The following is an 18,924-nucleotide window of genomic DNA, read 5'->3' on the forward strand; positions in this document are numbered from 1 at the left end:
AAAATAAAACTCTACTTAGTATAGCCCTCTCCTGTTATTTCCTTATATTCTGTTTCTGTTATCTTGTTTAATTCTACTGCTAGTTTAACTTGATCTATCGTCCATAACTTATTGTTATAGAAGTAATTTATATTAAAATACCAATTCATTAGTTAGTACCTCCTTGTAGTTGCATGAAATATAAATCTGCGACTTGTTTTTTAAGAATCTCTATTTCGTCTTCTTCTGATTTTGGAATGTCTTCGTATTCATAGAATGATTCTTTTGTAACTAAATCTATATATAATACTGCTACCTTACCATCTTGTTGAGTTGGTTCTGGTAGCTTGTCTACTAATATACCATTACTTGTATCTTGTAATAGTTCTGGTTTATAGTGTATTAAACCAACTTTGTATTTATTATCTTTTATTTGTTCTAAATTTCCTAAAAATTTCATTTTGTTACCTCTCTTTCTTTTAATACTGCTACTTTTTCTAACACATAATTATCTCTGAGTTTTACTAATGTTCCACCTTGAGCTATTAATAAAGTATAATACCCCTTCTCATTAGATACTAGAGTAGAAGTAGGGATACTCCTTTTTAAGGTCCAAATTAAATCGCGATGTTTATTTATCTTTAAAATACTACTAGTTTCATTTGTAGCATATATGTTTTCCTCTAGATCAACATATAAAACATCTGGATTATATCCCATAGTATAACTCCATAATTTTTTACCTAGGTTATCAACTTTATAAATATAATGCCCCTCTTTTTGTGTAGTAAAATAAATTTCTCCATTTGGCATGGCATAATAGCTTCTATACCCATATATTGAGACATTCCATAAAGTTTCACCATCAAACTTTAACCTGTAAATTACTTTAGAATAAGTACTACTACTAGAATATGAATAATAATACAAATATTCTAAATGATTATCTATAAATAAAAAAGTAGTGTTAGATCCACCTTGTTTCCAAAGTAACTCTCCTTCTAAACTAAATTTTTGTACTCCTCCTTCATACCTACTAGTTGCATAAATACCTCCATATTTATCTAAATTAACAGAATCCATATAATAGTTTGTCAATTTCCATAAAGTTTCACCTTCAGGATTTAATTTATATAATGAAGGTCGAGAAGAGGAGGTTTCCCTTACGATAATATTTCCCATGCTATCTAATCTTATAGGATTAATAAGATTACCATAATCATTTTTCCATAACAATTCAAGATTAGGATTTAATTTTATAATAGATCTGCTATAATTATTATTAATATCAGTAATTAATACGTTATCATTTTTATCTACTACAATGCTACCTATTGGATTAGTAAAATTAGTAGTATATTCAATAACTTGATCCGAACCAACTAAAATTTTTAATACTTTATTTGATGTAGAAGTCCCTAAATATACTTTCTCATTGTAGTAGTAGTACTTACCAACTAATTCAACCTCAATTTCCCATAAAATATCGTTTCCTATTGTTAATAACGCTAAACGAGAATTAGTACTAGTATCATATTTTATAAGTATATTACCACTTTCATATACATTCAAAATAACTAAAGATGATCCAAACGAATTTTCCCAGACAACCTTGGTTCTTGTACTAGCTTCTCCATAACTTTGTAGAGCATCATACCTAATAACTCCATATACATTACCCTCAGAATCCTCAGTAACTCCAACATCATCCTCCAAAATCGGCAACTTAGTCTTAATACTATCTATATTATCCGCCATATGTTGAAACGAATCGCTACCATTTGTAGGAACACCTCTACCAGTAGTGGCGGTAGCGATTAACTGTTTTCCACTACTTACAGATTGCTTTAAATCATCAATCTTTCCATTTAATTCTGATTTATTATTGTTGATTGCAATTTCTAAACTATTGTCCGAATCCGCTAATTCCTTTAAAGCTCCCTCTACATCTGTACTAGCAAAATTATTCTTTACATCCTCAATACTAACCTTAGTTCCCGTTAGCTCTATACTATCTAAATCACTTCTAACTTCATCGATCTTCGTATTTAACTCTGTCTTTGTCGCATCTACTTTAGCATTTAACTCTTTCCTTAAATCATCTAAATTCTTCATACTTGCAAGTATTACAGTAGGATCTATTTTTAGAGCAACACTAGATGTATTTACTACCATTAGGATTACTCTAACAAACAAATCCTTAACACAACCGTCATCGGCAACAGGTTTATAAGTCTCTGGGTACTTACCAATAGCCAGAAGTTCACCCTCATCGTCAAAAATGCCGACTTCTCTGACAGTCCAACCTCCTGCATTTCCTGGTATTGCAGTTTCAACTACTATCCAGTTTGGGTTATTTTCGTCTACTTTTACATTGCTGATACTGCCTTCCCAGACTTTATTTTTTAATGCTGTTTGTTTTTCATGTGGCTCATATTGGCTGCCACCGCCATCTCCTAATTGCATCTTAGAAAATTGTACTTTTTCATTTAGTACGGTTGCATTTGCTATTTTACTCTTTCCTACCTCTGTAAGAATTGTGTAGTATTTTTGCTGTGCCATTAAATCACCTCTCTCGGATATATTGTTGTGTTGTCTACACTTATATTGTTAGACACTCCAATTTTTATATCAGTACTTAATTCTATATCACTTGGAAACCAAGGATATATCGTTGTGTCATCTCCACTATTGCATATGATAGCAATATAACTGTTGTCTTCACTCTGTAATATCATGTTAAATCTGTGTTTTAAGTGACAAGGCTTTATCTTTTCAATAAATTTATCTAACTCTAATAAAGTATTATAATCTGTGTTGTTTACTATAAGGTCAAGCATAATTATGAATTCATTAGGATGCTGTCTAACTATTGCATCATTCTTTATATAAGCTTCACAAATATTCTTCAACACTCCACTAGTCGTAGTTCCTCTACCTCTCATCTTAGCTTTGATATTACTTCTTCTAACTTCATAACTTATTCTCGTATCCGTCTTTATTGAGAGTATATCCTCCCAATAATCTAACCCCCATGTTGCCGTATCTACAAATAGTTGGTCAAATGTCTCTTGTTTTACATTCGATAGTATCTCTAATTCTTTATCAAAAGAACCCTGTATCTCATAACCTACAGGGTTGTGTTCAAACGATGGTAGTTTATCTATTAACTTCATTAAACCACCTCTTTAAATTCTATCTCATTAATTTTTGGTATCCTATCTTCAGATACAGGTATGTTCTCTGTACTTCCATTAATACTAAGATTGGTAAAATCTTTTACCCCTTCAGTAATTCCAAGTATTGCACTTACTTTTGTAAAAACAATTTCTTCTCTTACGTTTCTAAGATAGTCACTTATACTTTCTAAAAATAGCGTCTTTATAGTTTCTAGTGTATAACCCATCTCAACCTCGATAGAAGCACTTACGTTTATATCTAGATTGCTCGGAGTAAATACTGTAAGTGAAACCCCTACAGGCATCTCTTCTTCAATATGACCTCTTACTCTTTGAACAATTTCTTCGTCTACTGCTACATTGTCACTCCCTAATACCATGACCTTTACACTGCCGGGACCGTCCCATCTAGGGTATACTTTTACATCGTATACACCCTCGACTTCTAATGCCCACTGCTCGTAATGAGCTACATTACCTGATGTCGCCGGATCTCTTTGAATTCTATAAAATCTTTCTCTTAATTCGTCGTCGTCTTCAATCTCAGTTCCGCCTGTAAATTCCTTAGCATTAATTATTTTTTCTATATCTCTAATTTCTTCTTCAAGCTTAAACTCTGTACCAGCAGGGATATTATATTCAATGCCAATTTGTAATGCTTGTACTGGAGAAATATTTCCCTCATCTGATCCTATAACTACATCTTTAATTACCACATACATAAGATCATTATAAGAGATTATTGTACCATTGCTTAATTGAGTACCTTCCTTACCTATAAACTCAACTTCTCCAGTTGCTTCTGTGCCCATTTTTCTGTAAATACCAAATTCATTTACTCTTGCATCAAGGAAGGTGTCAAATGTCTCCTGTATAAAAGCCATCTTATGTATATTGGACAATTCTATATACATTTTAGCTAGCTCTGTGCTTGTCCCTGATACCATATTATTTAAAAAAGAACCCTCTCCTTTATACAGATCTAAGTCTATATTGGATAGCGCTCTATTTTTGATGACTTCATATGTCTGTTTACTATACATTTACTTCCACCTCCCCGTAAATAGTTGTGACTTTTACGTTGGCACTCAAAACATCACCTTCTAATTTACTGTCCACTGTCTCTACATTTAGTATATATGGATTAACTTCAAGTGCCTCTTTTATATACCTTGTAGCCTCACTTTCTGTAAGCCCCTTAGTATACCTTTGACCTATTAAATCTGATAGCTCTGTTCCGTAATCCCAACTGTAAACCTCATGCTCGTATCTATTTGTCTTAATACATTTGTATATCCAAACCTTTAGGGCTTCTTTTCCTTCTATTATCTTAAATTTATTGTTCTCAATAATAGGCTCATCTTTTTCAAAATCCCATGCTACTTCTTTAAACTTTTCTAACTTCTTATTGCTAGGTGGTTTGAAATCTTCTGGAATGGTTATAAATGGAAATAATTCACTCATAGATTCACAACCTTATTTGTTATAATATATTTTTCTCCTGACTTAATCATAACTACCTTGTCGCCCTCTTGTAAGTTGTCATTTATATTATGTGTTATATTATCTTGACTAGATGATATTTCTATACTGTTTCTATCGAACAACCATTTATCTACTAGCAAGTTTCTTGTGCTTAGTTCAACTTTACCAGCTTTGACCAATATATCTGGATAACCTTTGGTCACTACCCCAATTAGAAATGGATTTTCATAGTTTATATTTCCTTCCTCTCTCATAATTCCTATAAGATCGTTAATTGCATCTGCCATAAATATCACCTCCTACACATATCTTCTTACACTGTAGAAATCTCGTCTTGAACTTAGTTTACTAATTTTTACTACATCGCCAGTCTGTGGTGCATGTAGAAATTCTCCATTTCCAACATATATACCTACATGATGAACTGGGTTTTTACCTTTTTTAAAGAAAACCAAATCACCAGGATTCATAGCACTTTTGCTAATTGATTTACCGCTTGCAGCTTGTGCTCTTGCTACTCTAGGAATTTTAATTCCTATCTGTTTGTGAGACCATTGAGTAAGGCCAGAGCAGTCGAAAGTATTAGGTCCCGTTGCTCCCCATACGTATCTTTTACCTCTTTTAGACATCGCCACTCTTAACAAGTCCGCTGCCTTACCAGTAGCATTATAACCACCGATACTGCCTTTTGAGTATCCAGTACCGTCTCCTAAGATGGCACCACCATTTTTTCTTCCCCAACGATTGCATTCAGATGCAGAGCTCATAAGTAAGTCAAATTGGTAAACACCATTTCTGATTTTTATAGCTCCACCTCTATCGTTTACGGTATATACTTCGCCATCCCTCGAAGTACCAGTACCCTGAACTTGTATCTTAGTTCCAAGAGGCACACTTTTTGGGGCTGCACAAGTTTTTTTAGAAGGGTTTAATCTATTTCCTTGGCAATCGTAATATCCACCTTCCATCTTACTGTTATGAGGGTAATACGCTGTGAACAACGCCTTTACTTTACTGCCATTTAAAGTTGTTCCACCTTCAAATTCTTCATTTTCTTCAACTTCATCTTTTCCAGCTTCATGTTCATCCATAATATTTTGGAAATTTAACTTGAGATCTATAGAATACTCTCCCTTTTTCCAGTTATGCTTATCACTGTCTACATAGAAAAGTCCAACTAATCCTGTATATGTATCTTTGACCTCTACTCCATAACCAGTGATACAACTTGTATCTCCGTAACCACTTAAACTACAACTCTTCTCGATATCTTTGAACTTCTTTTCTGCTTGTTTCTTTGTATCCTCGCCATCTTTAGCTTGTAGTATATCTTGAAACGTTCCATAAAGAGGTATATTATCTTTTTTATATTCTGCAACTTTATTTCCACTTTCATCAACAACTAAAACCTTATTCACTATGTCCTCAATGCTCTCAGAATAGTCAGTTGACTTGATGTTTACTCCCTCTTCAAAGGCTATTTTTAATTTTGTCGTACCTTTTTCCTCTACATATAATTTATCTTGTTTGAAAAAACACATGTATTTCTTCTTATTTTCTTTTGACGCTATAGTATACGAAGACATTATGATTTCGTAAAGGTTTACGTCCATAAATATCTTTGTTACATTTATTTTTGTTCCTACTACATTTCCTATAGTAAATTTATAGTCTTCAGCTATTTTACTTACTATTTTTTCAGCAGGCGTATCTGTAAAATTATATGCTCCCTTATTTTTAAGTAAATAAATACCTCTGTCATATGCAAGATAATCAATGCTTTGCTCAGAGGAATCTTTACTTCTCGTAAATATCGTGCCTCTAAATATCTCTTTTTTATCTTCATAGAAAACTACAATACTCCCAAGAGTTATATCTACATTTGCCACGTTTATATCAGCACTGCTCGCCATCAACGAAAACTCCAATTTTCTTGCACTCTGCTTGTAATCACCACTCCATGTGATTTTTTCAACTAATGGAGATATATCAAACTTATCTCCATTAGTCTTTATAATAATTACTTCTATCACAATATCACCTTATGGAATAATCAATATATCGCCATCATAAATCAAATCCGGGATTTTGATTTTGTCACGATTAGCTTCAAATATTTTCATATACAAATTACCCTTGCCATAATACTTTCTTGCAAGTGAATACAAACAATCTCCAGGTACAACTTTATGTGTTTTCTGTTTATTTTCTTTATTGTTAGCAGTGTCGTTTTTATTTGGCCTAGTAGTTTCTTGTTGGTTAGTTTCTTTTGACTTCTCTTCAATTTTATTTATCTTAAATCTCTTGTATTCTTTTAACTGAAGAGTAAAATATACATCTCTTGTTCCATCTTTTTCTCCGTATTTAAAGCTGTCTATAATTACTTCCAGGTTTATATTTGTCTCTGTTATAGTAAATCTAAGAATAAACCCTTCGTTCATCCATCTTTCTATTTTATTTACACAATCGTATGGTTTTGGGAAATCCTTGTACTCACAGAAGGTATATTGTTTGTTTGGAAACATACTACTAATCTCTATTGATTTAAGTGAAGTTCCCCCAAATATATTAAGTTCACCAATCTTTACTATACTTGTATTATCAATAATCGCTTTTCCGTCTAGGTTAAATGATGGGGGAAACACTGGAAATCTAAATTTATCTTCATTCTGTCTAAGCCACATTTCCATTAAAAAGCACCTCCGTACGCAATTCTATTCTCATTTAGCTTTTGAACTAATTTAGATGTTATTTTATCTATATCTGCATCTTCACGTATTACTATTGTATCCGCTAGTTTTCCTATATTCATATTAGCTCCATTTTTACCTCTGTACTTATTAGCCTCTTGTTTAGTAAGTACCATCTCACCTTCGTGAAGACGAGTTACGTAATCGTTATATGGAACATAGTTTAAACCGAATGCATGGTTTTTTTTAGGGTTAAATACCCCACCGATAAAATCTCCAACTTTTGTAAAAATAGTTTTTACTGTACCTACTATAGGATTTTTAGAGAGCTTCTCTTTTAATTCACTCCATTTATTGCTAAATGATACCAGCTTTCCAGCAGCCATACCTATTAAATCCACTATCAATCCTAGTATAGGAAAAATTATAGCCCATGCAGTCTGCAGTATTGGACCTATTAGTGACCAGACTGCTGACCATATAACACCTAACGCGGATATTATATTGTTTATCGATTGACTGTGTTCTGCAATAAAAGAAAGGATGCTTTGTATAATAGGTGCAACTGCCTCTATCACTGGACCCATCATTTCAAAAGCTGTTGTAATTACTGTTCCAAGTATGCTCATTAAACCTGACGCTACTCCAGACTTATTATTAACGTCATCTAAAAACCATGTAATTAGGTCAAACACAGGTTGAAAAACTTCAAGTATTGCTTCAAAGTCAATATTTTCAGTTAACATAGTCATCATATTTGATACTGCTTCTGGGATACTTCCTATGATTGTTGCAAGTTGATTTATCATAGGATTACCTTCAATTAATTCTCCACCATTTATTACGGTAGCTATTTTACCGGAAAATTCAATAAATTTCGGACCAACACTACTCATTATAGACATAATACCATCCATAGCATTTACTATTACACCTTTAAATGGCTCAACCGCTGCAATCATTCCTGATAGCATATTATGTTTTAATGTAGCAAACTTTCCTTGAATAGTCTCTGAATAATCTTTGAGAAGTCCACCTTGTTTTTCTTCTATTCCTTTCATCGCTTCTTCAAAGCTAGAATAGTCTTCACCTAAAATATTATTTAAACTACTTAGATCTCCAGATTTAGCACTTGTAAATGCCTCTGCTATCTCAACTGAAGTTCTTTGACTTCCTCCAAATGCTTGCACTGTAGCCATATTTTCAGTTAATTGTTTTGCTTTACCAGTATCTCCTTTGGACAACATCAAACTTCTTGTGCTAAGTAGACCCATATCATCTCGACTTAACTGTGTTAAAGATCCTAATTTCTGCATATCACTATCATATAAAGTTGCTTTTTTCTTTGATTTAGCTTTTTCTACTCCGCTATTTTCAATAATTCTTCCCATAGTTACGTTTCTTACTTGATTTTGACCTAGACCTTGTACACCGGCTTTTAAACCAATTGTTATACCTTGAGAAAGCTTTGAAAGTTTCCCAGATAACCCTCCTAATACCTTTGTTGCAAGATCCTTTGCTTTTATTGTTATATTCCAAACTTTTTTGGTTGCTCCCTTAAGTTTATTAAATGCTCTATTTGCTACTGGGGATATTACATCTTTCGCTGTTAAAATAGCTTGCCATGCTCGCCCTATAAAAGTTCCACTAAGCCTAGTTTTTATTCTAGTTACACCTTGAGATACATTATCCTTAATATTTGCAATAGTCATGACAGACCTTATACTTCTCATCCTATTCTTTATTCTTTCTACTGCATTTGAAACCCCATCTTTTAAACTAATTGCTATTTTTATGATCCTGTATTCCTTCAACCTATTTAATAGTTGTCTTAATCTTTCGACTCGCTCTTGACCAATGATATTATTTATTATTAGTCGTACTCTTTGTGTTGCATTCTGTTTAAAGCTAACTAAGCTACTTCTTATACGTTCTATCCCTCTACTTGCTGTATCTTTAATACTAATTGCCATTTGAATAGGTTTTCTTATATTCTCTATTAGTTCTGAAAATCGGTCTCTGAGGGTTTTAACATTATCGGAATTATTATTAATATCAGAATTACTACTTCTACTTGAATTTGAAATTCGTGAGAAAGTAGACTCAGCTGCAGAGTTTAAATTATAGAGACTATTTGTTACAGCATCAATCGAAGATGCCATAGTTTCTAAAGATTGGCTAAATCTCTCTGTAATTTGAATTATACTTTGCATTTTTGAGGTGTAATTGTCTATAAGTTCTAACCTAGTATTTATAATTTCTTCATCAATCATATCTATTCACCTCCTATAAATGGACAAAAGCCGTAGCCGTTTTTCATCTTTTCTATTTCTTCTTCTAATTCCATAGTAAAAAATGCCTCTATTAGCTTAAATTCACCCTTGTCCATCCTATAGAAAAAGGACGGCATAATACCCTTTTTCTTCCAATAATAGTACATTATTGAGGTTTTATTATCCGTCCTTACTAGTTTTTTACTTCTTCTACTACAGTTCCCTTACCATAGCCCATTGTATCCTGGATTACTTTGTACAGATTACTCTGTTCCCCTGGTAAGAGTATTTTTCTTATTAATTCTTTTGGAGTTGGTGCTCCAAACTTGTCCATAAGCTCTTTGTTTTTAAATAGAGGCTTACCTTGTAAATCACACACTCCCTCGATAAGTGTAAGTACTTGCATTTCAGATATATCAATATCTGTCCTCATACCCTCATCAAAACTTATACACATATCTGATATCTCTGCATCTTTGGCTGGAGTTAGTGCAACACATTTAACTTTAAATTCTGACCCAAATATACCTGATAATCTTTTGATTTCTACTATTTTACTTGGTCTTTCTAACTCAATTAAATCCACGTTTAAAAGTAAATCTACTATATTTTGATTTTTTGATAATGTACTCATTTATTTTCTCCTTCTATGCCTATACTAAATCTATAAAATCGTAATCAGTAAATGTAAACGGAGCTTCTACTTCTCCCTTTACCCCTACTTCCCAATCTGCTAGTGTCAAGTCGTCAAAACTTATATTTTTAACTGCAATTCTCTCTGAACCAAATGCGTCTGGATCATTTAGTTTACTTATTGCAGTAAATCTAGGATCTTCCCCAGCTTTAAGTTTTTCACCTATTAATTTAGCCATCCTTGAACTAACTTTGTACAGTGTAATAGATCCTTTTCCTTTGTACCCCATATACTTTGTATCGGTACCCATTTGACCTGCTATTACGATATCTTCTTTTGTTAACTCTAGTTTTGCTTGAAATTTCTTAACCTCTGCAACTTTATCTCCATCTAACCAAAGTTCACCACTTGTACCACTCATAACATTTCTAGCTTCTAATCTTCCTATTGAACTCATTAATACGCACCCCCTATATTTCTATCGCTAATTCTACGTCTTCCATTGCATCAAGAGCTTTTATCTTAGCTTTTAGGAATACGTTAGAACCAGTATTTGCTTCTTTAATTTCTTGATCTGACATATTAGATATATTTATATCCTTAGATTTTAGATAGGCTTTTTGTGCTTCCATATCTATATCTACTATTGAAGAAGGCATTAAAAGTTGCTCTTTTTCTAATTCTTCTAAGTACTCTTTTATAGCTACAACTAATAAACACTTATTGTCGTAGTTGTTTGTTACTCTCCCTATATATTCGTCTATTATAACTTTCTTTATATCGTTATGTATTATGTCTAATGTATCAACTATCTTAATCTTTTGAAAAATTTCACCTTTATTAGGAGTAGTACTCTTTAAAGAGTTTACTCCTCTTGCTATTCTTATAGCTCCAGCTTCTTTTATAAGTATTAATTCACCAGAGTCTATTTTCATCTCTGCTTCTTGTCTAGTCATTTTAGGCATATCTACCACTTCATCAAGTTTTGTATAAGTTATAGATTGAGATAGAGGCGTACCTGCTATTAGACCTGCAACTCTAGCTGTAAATGCACCTGTATCAAAACTTTCGCCTTCCAATTTTATGCTGTCTGTCGTAAAGTTAACTACACCTTCATAATCAGCATTCATATTTGCTAAAACAGCCTTTACCTTAACTCTATCTTCTTCTCTAAGTTTGTTTATCCATGCTTTTATAATATCTTTTTCTTCTACTGTTGCAGCAGGCATACAAATGTAATTAAACTCTTTAGTTTCTAAGTAGTCTAATGCCGATTGTATGTCACTGTTTTCGTTTACTGTCTCACCAGCTTCATTTAACACGTATATCATAACTTTATTTGGTGCATTAATGTTACCTATAAGTGCTAAGTTTACAAGTTTTTTGTTGGCTTCTGATAAGTCTTGAGGTAAATCAGTAGCTTCATTTATTTCTGTAAAACCTAAGGCAGCTTTATCTCTTAGTACTAATGAAACAATTCCCCTCGCTGAACGTTCTTTAGCTGTTAAAGCCAATTCTTTAAAAGATATATTAATATTTGGTAATCCCATTATTATATGTCACTCTCCCAACTTTAAATTTATGCTTTGCATAATCTCGTTATTTTCCTCATTTTGTTGTACATCGTCGTAGAAGCTTATAAAAGTTGAATAGTAAAGTGTATATCCACCCTTTTCGTCATCTTGCTTCTTTATCTCTGCCTCGGATTTAGTAAACTCTAGTGTCCTACTATCGATTTTTATATTTCGACATAATAGTTTTTCAAGTTTATCAAGTATTTCATACATATATATTTTTTCTATATTATATTTTTGAAAATACTTTATTGATATAGATATACTTTTTGCATTTGTCCTAAAAGTTGAAGCAGTAGTACTCGATGTAGAAATCTGTACTGAAAAATGATCTTCAGCCAAACCTTGATCTTGTTCATTGTCTCCATTGATACATACCTTATCTATAAAGTTTTCTGATATAATATCCAAATACTTTTTTAAAATCATCTGGTTTGTAAGCAATTGATCACCTCTTAATTCTAAAAGGACATATTTTATCATCAGTATTTTTATATGAAACTATGTCCTCATAGAATATTATAAATTTATATTTATCTAGTTCTCTTTCAATTGTATCTATTTTGTTTTTTAAAACACAATTTTCAGTTTCCACTCTAAAACGCTTGTTAGCTTCTCTCTGTAATCTCTTTTTTATTATTTCGTCTAACTCTTCTTGAGTAAAAACTTTTTTCTTATTCAGTTTTTTCATGTATACCTCCAAGTTTTAAGTCTTTGTAGACTTTTTCCATGAACATTTTAATGCCATAACAAGTATTGGGCAAAAGTGTTACTTGTGTAAGATATCTTTATTAAAATTTATATAAATTTCTATAATAACAGTATATCAAGTGAAAATTGTAAAATTTCTCCTATATGTAGCAAAAGTGTATCAAAACTGTTCTCATTATTAACTTATTTCGTAATTAGGATAAATCATTTTAGTAAATTTACTTACTACCTTCTCCCTTACTCTATAACACTGACTTCTGTCTATGTACATTTTCTGAGAAATAGATACAAAGCTAGGTTTTCTCTCTGGTATATAAAAGTAATTAAAAAACTCTTTCTCTTGTTCATCTAAAGTTTCAAAAGCATTAGTTATCTTCTTGCTCTCAATCTCTTTTTTTCTCTTTGTGTATTCTAGATATCCTATTTTTCTCTCTTTAATTAAAACTTCGTTTTCAACACTAGAAGACTTAGTTGATGAACCACAAACTTTATCTGTATATATAACAGACTGACAACCTCTGTACTCATTTTTAACATCTTCAATTTCAAGCTCCAAAGCTTTTATCTCGTTGTAAATGTTTTTATAATTGAATAGCTTGCCCTCAACATTTTTAAATAATTCTTTTTTATCCACAAAAATTCCCCCTATAATAATTCTTTTAGAACACTTGTTCGTTTTGTAACTATAGTTTACAATATGAGAAGAATTGCGTCAACCAAAAAATAGATATCTAATCGTACATTTCGTAGAATTAAACCTTTTAAATAGGGTTTTACAATTTCATCCATTGTATGATAATCTTATATATAATCATTTTAATTAACAAAACGAGTGTATATTATGGACTTTAAATCTATGGGGCTTGAATTGATTTATATAATTTTAGTAAATTTAAGAGAATCTTGTAGACTTATTTTTTAACGGTATTGCAAATATTTTGTTATAATAATATTAATTACATAAAATAAACTATTGTTATAATTAATATTATTACATAGAAAGGCCCTTATAATGAAAGAATCAAAATTCCTAGATAATTATTTTAAAATATTGTCCCTAGCATTTTGGCCGATAATCTGGTACAAATGGATAGTAATTTCAAATGAAACTATTGAGATAACTTTAGTTACAATCTACTCCGTTCTTTGCATAATCTATGTTACTTATTTTATATACTTGAAATTTAGATCTAACTACGAAATAGATAAAATCGAAATCTACTACAACTTTAGTACAATACTAGCTTTCATCAGTACGTTATACAGCTTTTTAATATTCCCAAAAAACCTTACAATCTTATATTTAAAAATAGTTCTTATCATAGCTTATTTTTATTTTTCTGTAGTTAAGTCAATTAGATATAAGAGAGAAGAAGGTATTGTAGGTATAATGGGATCACTACTTTTAGCTGTTATTACTCTATTTTATTAATAAATCAAATCATTTGATGGATTTTTATGTTAGACAGAAGTAGACTTTTCTGATATTATTTTAGTTAGTGGTTTGACACAATACAAGATAATAAAGGAGTAAACAATTATGGAAAAAAAAGTACTTGCAACAGTTGGAGAAAAAGAAATTACTAATTTAGATATCGACAGTGCTCTTAGAACAATGGATCAGTACCAAGCTATGCATTTCGGAACTGAAGAAGGAAAAAAACAATTGCTAGAAGACTTAATAAATCAAGAACTATTCTATTTAGAAGCGGTAGAAGATGAATTAGATAAAGAAGAAGCTTTCTTAGTTGAACTTGAAAAAGTTAAAGTTAATTTATTAAAGCAAATTGCAATAAGCAAAGTATTATCTGGAGTTAAACTAACTCAAGATGAAAAATTAGCTTTCTTCGAGGAAAATAAAAACAATTTCGCAAAACCTGAAACTGCATCAGCTAAACATATATTAGTTGATTCAGAAGACAAAGCTAATGAAATACTTTCTCAAATAAAATCAGGTGATGTATCTTTTGAAGATGCTGCTAAACAACACTCTACTTGTCCTTCAAACGAAGCTGGAGGAGATCTAGGATCTTTCTCAAGAGGACAAATGGTTCCAGAATTTGAAGAAGTTGTGTTCACTATGAATAAAGGTGAAGTAAGTGAACCTGTTAAGACACAATTTGGATACCACTTAATACAATTAGATGATGTTCAACCTGGTGGAGAGTCTACTTTCGAAGAGGTTGAAGGAGAAATAGAAAAGAACTTAATGTATCAAAAACAAAATCAAGTTTACGGTGAAAAATTAGCTTCTTTAAAAGCTAAATATGGAAATCTTGTAAGCCATAAAGAGTAATTTTATACATAATTAAAAAACATCAAAATGCTTTTGCATTTTGATGTTTTCTTTATATACGCTTGTTTCTTTATATTCTTTTTTAATTATACAATTATATTTGATTTTTTACACTACTTATCGATTTTTATCTAATTATCCATACATATAAAATTGTAAACTATTGATCTATTACAATTTCTTCACTAAGAGACATTCTTTCAAAGCAATATCCAATTATATCTCTTCTTTTAATTATACCGATAAAGATATTTTGATCATCAATTACTGGAACAAAATTTTGGTTGAGAGATTTTATTACTAAATCTTCTATTTTTGCATTTATTGATACTGGAGAATTATCTTTTTTTCTTTTAATATCTGTAACTGGCATTTTTTCGAATTCTTTAAGATTAAGAGTATCTCTATTTTTCAATGACCACAAGAAGTCGCCTTCTGTTATCGTCCCTACATACTCGCCATCTCTATTGATTATTGGAATTGATGAATATCTATGATACTCCATCTTTTCTATAGCTTGTTTTATAGTGTAGTCTTCGTATATATATGCTACCTCGCTCTTCGGAGTGAGAAAAAACAATATATTCATTACACTATACACCCCCAAACTTTTTATAATACTTAAATTTATTATTAAAACCTAAGCTTGTTACCATTCAACTTAATTTTAACATATTTAAAGAAGAATTAATGCTATTATTAATATTTTAAATAAAAATTTTTTTCAAAAAATAGAAAAAACCGCTAAAAAGCGGTTAATCTCTCATATTACTAGAACTCTAATATATATGAACTTTTAATTATAATCTAACAACATTAGCAGCTTGAGGTCCTTTTGCACCATCAACTACTTCAAATTCAACGCTTTGTCCTTCTTCTAATGACTTGTAACCGTCACCTTGTATAGCTGAGAAGTGTACGAATACATCGTCTTCACCTTCTACAGATATGAATCCAAAACCTTTTTCATTGTTAAACCATTTAACTACACCAGTTTTCATTAATAAATCCTCCTAAAAACAAACAAATTTAGCTACTTTCTCTGTAACCTTAGTTCTACTTTATCATATTGATCAACCTTTGTCAATTATTATTAAACTTTACATTGCCAAATTCTTTAATAATTTAATAATTTACTTTAATAATATGAAATTTTATATCTTTATCGCTCCAGCCCAAATCCCACGGTACCAAGAGCCTATCAGTATTATGACATGTAACTAAGGGATAACCCTTTGAATCAAGACCGGTTACTGTCGAAACATGGGTAATTCTACCACCTTTTTCATAACCAACAATATCACCAGGTCTTAAAAAATATGCCTCTTTAAAGACCTCCTGATAGCTTCCTTTAGTTAAAAGCGATCCACGCCCACTGTAAAGTAAATAATTTTTGAACGCTTGTGCATTTACCCACGCTTTTGTACCTGCACTTTCACTGTAATTCCAAGTCGCATTCTTTTCAAAACGACCACTTTCAAACATAATCTGTGATGCAAAGTTTGCACAATCCCCACCTTCAGGGTTATAATCTCTGTAGTTTTCGTTGAACTTTAGCCCATCTTCTTCATCAGCTGCAGATCCAGCATATTTATGGGCGTAAGCAACTCCTTTTTTCTGTTCTGGTGTCAAATTAAGTTCAACAGCTTGCTTTGAATCTATAAAGTTTCTTATATCATCAGATTTTATATTCTCTAAGTTTAAAGAATCTGCAAAAGGGTCTGTATACCATTCTTTTGTGATTATATACTTGTCTTTGACCTCTTTTACATGAAGATAATGCTCTGTACCAATTCTAAATGTATTAGTCTTTTCTTTTTGATTTGCATAAGAATACTTGTATTCAGTAGATACTGAACAGATGACTCCGTAAAGATTTTTCTCTCTTTCTCGAACTTTTTTCACCTTCACTTTTGTTTTTATATTATTAAACTTTACACCTTGTTTGCTAGACCAATTTTCAAGATATTTCATTTTTTTAATTTCGTGTTCGTATGCCCAAAGTCCAAACTTTTTATCTATATCAAATATTCCTTTTAATATATTTTCATTTTTATTTAATATAGCCTTGTTTCTATAATCAAATAGATCTTCAAGTAAAGCTTGATATTTTTCTCTTTCCACCCTAGCCTTTTTTTCTTCTCTTGTTTCATTTTTTTCTTTATTATTGTTATCTTCTTTTACTTCTTTTTCTTTACCGTCTTTTGTATCAATAACCTTTATTGATTCCAAACTCTTCTCTGGTATATGATTTAAAGCATAAAAACCTGATCCAAAGAAAACTACTAAAAGTACAAGTCCAACTACACTTTTGATGTACTTATTTTTTAATTTAAGCCTTATCAAAACTACACCTCCAAACAGTACATCTTTTTAAAATTTTGCGTTCATATATTTTATTATGTCCAGATTTAACAATAAATTGTATCAAAACACTTAATTTTTTAGATAATTTTCCTTAATAAACTACTATTTTTTTAGTATTAGTAGTAATATAGTTATATTAGTATATATGTTTATTTTTAAGTAGACTTATCAATTTATAGCAATGGAGGGAATATTATGCAAAAAAAAGTTGCTGCTATACACGATATTTCAGGTGTAGGAAAATGTTCATTGACAGTAGCTTTGCCTGTTCTTTCGGCACTAAAAGTACAATGCTGTCCATTTCCAACAGCAGTCTTATCTAACCAAGTTGGATATCTAGAGTACTCTTTTTTAGATTTAACAGATGAAATGTCAAGATACACAAAAGTTTGGGATAAGATGGGTTTTGTGTTTGACTCTATCTACACTGGCTTTTTGGGTTCAAAGCAACAAGTAGATATTGTATCAAATTTTATAGAAAAGCACTCTGACTCTTTTGTAGTAGTAGACCCTGTTATGGGTGACAATGGAGAGATGTATTCTTGTTTTGATGAAGATATGAGAATTGAGTTGAAAAAATTAGTATGTCATTCGCATTTAACAACTCCAAATCTAACAGAAGCATGCTATCTAGCCGGTGAAGACTATTCAAAACTAGACTATACAGATGAGGAAATTGTGAAAATTGCCCATGAAGTATCTGAACTAGGTCCAGAAAAAGTTGTTATCACTGGTATAGTTAGAGACGGAAATGTTCTAAACTTTGCTTACGACAGAATTAAAGACGAAATATTTTTTACTTATTCTAAATACAACAACAGATCTTACAGTGGCACTGGAGATATATTTGCTTCGATTTTATGTGGTATGCTGACAAATGATTATGACTTCAAAGTTGCAGTTAATACTGCAAATGAATTTATATATAAAACAATTACATATACTTCTAAATTTAATACTGATAGAAATGAAGGCGTAATGTTTGAAAATTTCTTAAGAGATCTAACTTCTTTAGATCATTCAAAGAAATAATACAATTATAACTATGAAAATGGGAGTTCTGTAGAGTAGTTAAGCTACTCTACAGAACTCCCATTTTATAATATTAAATTTGTCTTATTTAAAATGAATAAAAACTATGCATTAAATATCCTTATACTGACATCTATAGCTAATACTATAGTAGCAATCGTAGCCCCTAATGTTAATATAATATCATTTGTCTTTTCTTCTCTAAGCATAAAACGTAAACTTTTATATATAACTATTCCAAGTATTCCGCCTAAAAGATTTAATATAACGTCATTTATATCTGAGACTCCTATTGAAAAAATATATTGAAATACTTCTAAGAATAAGCTAATTAAAAAAATTATAGTCGTATTTTTGATAAAAATTATTTTTGCATCCACTTTTAAGGCATATTTTTGAGTAAACATAGTTATATAAATACCCAAAGGAACAAATAGAGCAATATTTCCTACTATACTAGTTATATTGAATCTAGCTGAAACATTTTTCATCCAAATCCCTTCGAAAGGAATTAGATTTACCGACCTAATCATACTTCTGTATGGATTTAATAGATCTATAGGAGATGATAAATTCTTAAATACAATAATACTGAGTAGTATATAAGTATATACCGCTATAGTACAATAGAGAATAACTTTTCTATACGATCTAGATTTCTCTTTTGTATATGTAACCACTAAAATTTCCTCCTTAACTAATTG

The 18,924-nt window shown here is 31.0% G+C and carries 23 protein-coding genes; 2 read left to right on the forward strand and 21 right to left on the reverse strand.

The annotated features are described in order from the left end of the window. Positions 1-11 precede the first annotated feature (11 nt). The 17 genes from KQI18_RS01590 to KQI18_RS01665 all read right to left on the reverse strand — a co-directional run bounded on the left by KQI18_RS01590 (position 12) and on the right by KQI18_RS01665 (position 13,159). Positions 12-149 carry an XkdX family protein gene (locus tag KQI18_RS01590; protein WP_216465740.1) on the reverse strand — a complete coding sequence of 46 codons (138 nt, stop codon included), beginning with the start codon at positions 147-149 and terminating at the stop codon, positions 12-14. Continuing rightward, a complete protein-coding gene (locus KQI18_RS01595) occupies positions 149-439 on the reverse strand; it encodes a hypothetical protein (protein ID WP_216465741.1) in 291 nt (96 codons plus the stop codon). Before KQI18_RS01595 ends, KQI18_RS01590 begins: the two co-directional genes overlap by 1 nt. Continuing rightward, the gene (locus KQI18_RS01600) at positions 436-2,541 is read right to left on the reverse strand and encodes a phage tail protein (RefSeq protein WP_216465742.1); all 2,106 of its coding nucleotides are present in this window, start codon (positions 2,539-2,541) and stop codon (positions 436-438) included. The genes KQI18_RS01595 and KQI18_RS01600 overlap by 4 nt, the downstream gene beginning before the upstream one ends. Beyond that, positions 2,541-3,155, reverse strand: a complete 615-nt coding sequence (locus tag KQI18_RS01605; protein WP_216465743.1) for a putative phage tail protein — start codon at positions 3,153-3,155, stop codon at positions 2,541-2,543. Before KQI18_RS01605 ends, KQI18_RS01600 begins: the two co-directional genes overlap by 1 nt. Further along, entirely contained in the window at positions 3,155-4,201 is a 1,047-nt protein-coding gene (locus tag KQI18_RS01610) for a baseplate J/gp47 family protein (protein WP_216465744.1), read from the reverse strand. Before KQI18_RS01610 ends, KQI18_RS01605 begins: the two co-directional genes overlap by 1 nt. Continuing rightward, the gene (locus tag KQI18_RS01615; protein WP_216465745.1) at positions 4,194-4,622 is read right to left on the reverse strand and encodes a DUF2634 domain-containing protein; all 429 of its coding nucleotides are present in this window, start codon (positions 4,620-4,622) and stop codon (positions 4,194-4,196) included. The genes KQI18_RS01610 and KQI18_RS01615 overlap by 8 nt, the downstream gene beginning before the upstream one ends. Continuing rightward, positions 4,619-4,930, reverse strand: coding sequence for a DUF2577 family protein (locus KQI18_RS01620; protein WP_216465746.1), 312 nt, complete (start codon positions 4,928-4,930; stop codon positions 4,619-4,621). Before KQI18_RS01620 ends, KQI18_RS01615 begins: the two co-directional genes overlap by 4 nt. A 12-nt stretch (positions 4,931-4,942) precedes the next feature. Further along, positions 4,943-6,676, reverse strand: coding sequence for an XkdQ/YqbQ family protein (locus KQI18_RS01625; RefSeq protein ID WP_330654345.1), 1,734 nt, complete (start codon positions 6,674-6,676; stop codon positions 4,943-4,945). A 9-nt stretch (positions 6,677-6,685) separates the two neighbouring features. Further along, positions 6,686-7,333, reverse strand: coding sequence for a LysM peptidoglycan-binding domain-containing protein (locus tag KQI18_RS01630; protein ID WP_216465747.1), 648 nt, complete (start codon positions 7,331-7,333; stop codon positions 6,686-6,688). Continuing rightward, positions 7,333-9,606 carry a phage tail protein gene (locus tag KQI18_RS01635; protein ID WP_216465748.1) on the reverse strand — a complete coding sequence of 758 codons (2,274 nt, stop codon included), beginning with the start codon at positions 9,604-9,606 and terminating at the stop codon, positions 7,333-7,335. The genes KQI18_RS01630 and KQI18_RS01635 overlap by 1 nt, the downstream gene beginning before the upstream one ends. 2 nt (positions 9,607-9,608) lie before the next feature. Next, positions 9,609-9,743, reverse strand: coding sequence for a hypothetical protein (locus tag KQI18_RS14275; protein ID WP_272876203.1), 135 nt, complete (start codon positions 9,741-9,743; stop codon positions 9,609-9,611). Between the two features lie 56 nt (positions 9,744-9,799). Further along, positions 9,800-10,240: a phage tail assembly chaperone gene (locus KQI18_RS01640; protein ID WP_216465749.1), complete on the reverse strand. Its 441-nt coding sequence runs from the start codon at positions 10,238-10,240 to the stop codon at positions 9,800-9,802. Between the two features lie 19 nt (positions 10,241-10,259). After that, positions 10,260-10,697, reverse strand: a complete 438-nt coding sequence (locus KQI18_RS01645; RefSeq protein ID WP_236887590.1) for a phage tail tube protein — start codon at positions 10,695-10,697, stop codon at positions 10,260-10,262. Positions 10,698-10,710: 13 nt separating this feature from the next. Continuing rightward, on the reverse strand, positions 10,711-11,790 hold the full coding sequence (locus tag KQI18_RS01650) for a phage tail sheath subtilisin-like domain-containing protein (RefSeq protein ID WP_236887591.1): 1,080 nt from the start codon (positions 11,788-11,790) through the stop codon (positions 10,711-10,713). Positions 11,791-11,799: 9 nt separating this feature from the next. Then, positions 11,800-12,258 (reverse strand): phage tail terminator family protein, encoded by a 459-nt coding sequence (locus KQI18_RS01655; protein WP_216465750.1) that lies wholly within the window; start codon positions 12,256-12,258, stop codon positions 11,800-11,802. Between the two features lie 4 nt (positions 12,259-12,262). Continuing rightward, positions 12,263-12,505, reverse strand: a complete 243-nt coding sequence (locus tag KQI18_RS01660) for a hypothetical protein (protein WP_216465751.1) — start codon at positions 12,503-12,505, stop codon at positions 12,263-12,265. Positions 12,506-12,703: 198 nt separating this feature from the next. Further along, positions 12,704-13,159, reverse strand: a complete 456-nt coding sequence (locus tag KQI18_RS01665) for a hypothetical protein (RefSeq protein WP_216465752.1) — start codon at positions 13,157-13,159, stop codon at positions 12,704-12,706. A gap of 906 nt (positions 13,160-14,065) precedes the next feature. Here KQI18_RS01665 and KQI18_RS01670 point away from each other — a divergent pair. After that, positions 14,066-14,821 carry a peptidylprolyl isomerase gene (locus KQI18_RS01670; protein ID WP_216465753.1) on the forward strand — a complete coding sequence of 252 codons (756 nt, stop codon included), beginning with the start codon at positions 14,066-14,068 and terminating at the stop codon, positions 14,819-14,821. Positions 14,822-14,981: 160 nt separating this feature from the next. Here KQI18_RS01670 and KQI18_RS01675 read toward each other — a convergent pair whose 3' ends face one another. The 3 genes from KQI18_RS01675 to KQI18_RS01685 all read right to left on the reverse strand — a co-directional run bounded on the left by KQI18_RS01675 (position 14,982) and on the right by KQI18_RS01685 (position 17,167). Beyond that, complete coding sequence (locus tag KQI18_RS01675; RefSeq protein WP_216465754.1) at positions 14,982-15,410, reverse strand: CBS domain-containing protein; 429 nt, start codon at positions 15,408-15,410, stop codon at positions 14,982-14,984. Between the two features lie 211 nt (positions 15,411-15,621). Beyond that, positions 15,622-15,822, reverse strand: a complete 201-nt coding sequence (locus KQI18_RS01680) for a cold-shock protein (protein ID WP_024620614.1) — start codon at positions 15,820-15,822, stop codon at positions 15,622-15,624. Between the two features lie 124 nt (positions 15,823-15,946). Continuing rightward, a complete protein-coding gene (locus tag KQI18_RS01685; RefSeq protein WP_216465755.1) occupies positions 15,947-17,167 on the reverse strand; it encodes an amidase domain-containing protein in 1,221 nt (406 codons plus the stop codon). Between the two features lie 216 nt (positions 17,168-17,383). On the opposite strand from KQI18_RS01685, the gene KQI18_RS01690 reads away from it, so the two are divergent. After that, positions 17,384-18,220, forward strand: a complete 837-nt coding sequence (locus KQI18_RS01690) for a pyridoxamine kinase (RefSeq protein WP_216465756.1) — start codon at positions 17,384-17,386, stop codon at positions 18,218-18,220. A gap of 104 nt (positions 18,221-18,324) precedes the next feature. Here KQI18_RS01690 and KQI18_RS01695 read toward each other — a convergent pair whose 3' ends face one another. Further along, positions 18,325-18,900 carry a VanZ family protein gene (locus KQI18_RS01695; protein WP_216465757.1) on the reverse strand — a complete coding sequence of 192 codons (576 nt, stop codon included), beginning with the start codon at positions 18,898-18,900 and terminating at the stop codon, positions 18,325-18,327. Positions 18,901-18,924 lie beyond the last annotated feature (24 nt).

The sequence above is a fragment of the Metaclostridioides mangenotii genome (genome assembly GCF_018917235.1).
In the GTDB taxonomy this organism is placed as follows: domain Bacteria; phylum Bacillota; class Clostridia; order Peptostreptococcales; family Peptostreptococcaceae; genus Metaclostridioides.

Coding starts and splice junctions, on each gene's coding strand:
- KQI18_RS01590 (WP_216465740.1), bottom strand. CDS start 149: ATGAATTGGTATTTTAATATAAATTACTTCTATAACAATAAGTTATGG.
- KQI18_RS01595 (WP_216465741.1), bottom strand. CDS start 439: ATGAAATTTTTAGGAAATTTAGAACAAATAAAAGATAATAAATACAAA.
- KQI18_RS01600 (WP_216465742.1), bottom strand. CDS start 2,541: ATGGCACAGCAAAAATACTACACAATTCTTACAGAGGTAGGAAAGAGT.
- KQI18_RS01605 (WP_216465743.1), bottom strand. CDS start 3,155: ATGAAGTTAATAGATAAACTACCATCGTTTGAACACAACCCTGTAGGT.
- KQI18_RS01610 (WP_216465744.1), bottom strand. CDS start 4,201: ATGTATAGTAAACAGACATATGAAGTCATCAAAAATAGAGCGCTATCC.
- KQI18_RS01615 (WP_216465745.1), bottom strand. CDS start 4,622: ATGAGTGAATTATTTCCATTTATAACCATTCCAGAAGATTTCAAACCA.
- KQI18_RS01620 (WP_216465746.1), bottom strand. CDS start 4,930: ATGGCAGATGCAATTAACGATCTTATAGGAATTATGAGAGAGGAAGGA.
- KQI18_RS01630 (WP_216465747.1), bottom strand. CDS start 7,333: ATGGAAATGTGGCTTAGACAGAATGAAGATAAATTTAGATTTCCAGTG.
- KQI18_RS01635 (WP_216465748.1), bottom strand. CDS start 9,606: ATGATTGATGAAGAAATTATAAATACTAGGTTAGAACTTATAGACAAT.
- KQI18_RS14275 (WP_272876203.1), bottom strand. CDS start 9,743: ATGCCGTCCTTTTTCTATAGGATGGACAAGGGTGAATTTAAGCTAATA.
- KQI18_RS01640 (WP_216465749.1), bottom strand. CDS start 10,240: ATGAGTACATTATCAAAAAATCAAAATATAGTAGATTTACTTTTAAAC.
- KQI18_RS01645 (WP_236887590.1), bottom strand. CDS start 10,697: ATGAGTTCAATAGGAAGATTAGAAGCTAGAAATGTTATGAGTGGTACA.
- KQI18_RS01650 (WP_236887591.1), bottom strand. CDS start 11,790: ATGGGATTACCAAATATTAATATATCTTTTAAAGAATTGGCTTTAACA.
- KQI18_RS01660 (WP_216465751.1), bottom strand. CDS start 12,505: ATGAAAAAACTGAATAAGAAAAAAGTTTTTACTCAAGAAGAGTTAGAC.
- KQI18_RS01670 (WP_216465753.1), top strand. CDS start 14,066: ATGGAAAAAAAAGTACTTGCAACAGTTGGAGAAAAAGAAATTACTAAT.
- KQI18_RS01675 (WP_216465754.1), bottom strand. CDS start 15,410: ATGAATATATTGTTTTTTCTCACTCCGAAGAGCGAGGTAGCATATATA.
- KQI18_RS01680 (WP_024620614.1), bottom strand. CDS start 15,822: ATGAAAACTGGTGTAGTTAAATGGTTTAACAATGAAAAAGGTTTTGGA.
- KQI18_RS01690 (WP_216465756.1), top strand. CDS start 17,384: ATGCAAAAAAAAGTTGCTGCTATACACGATATTTCAGGTGTAGGAAAA.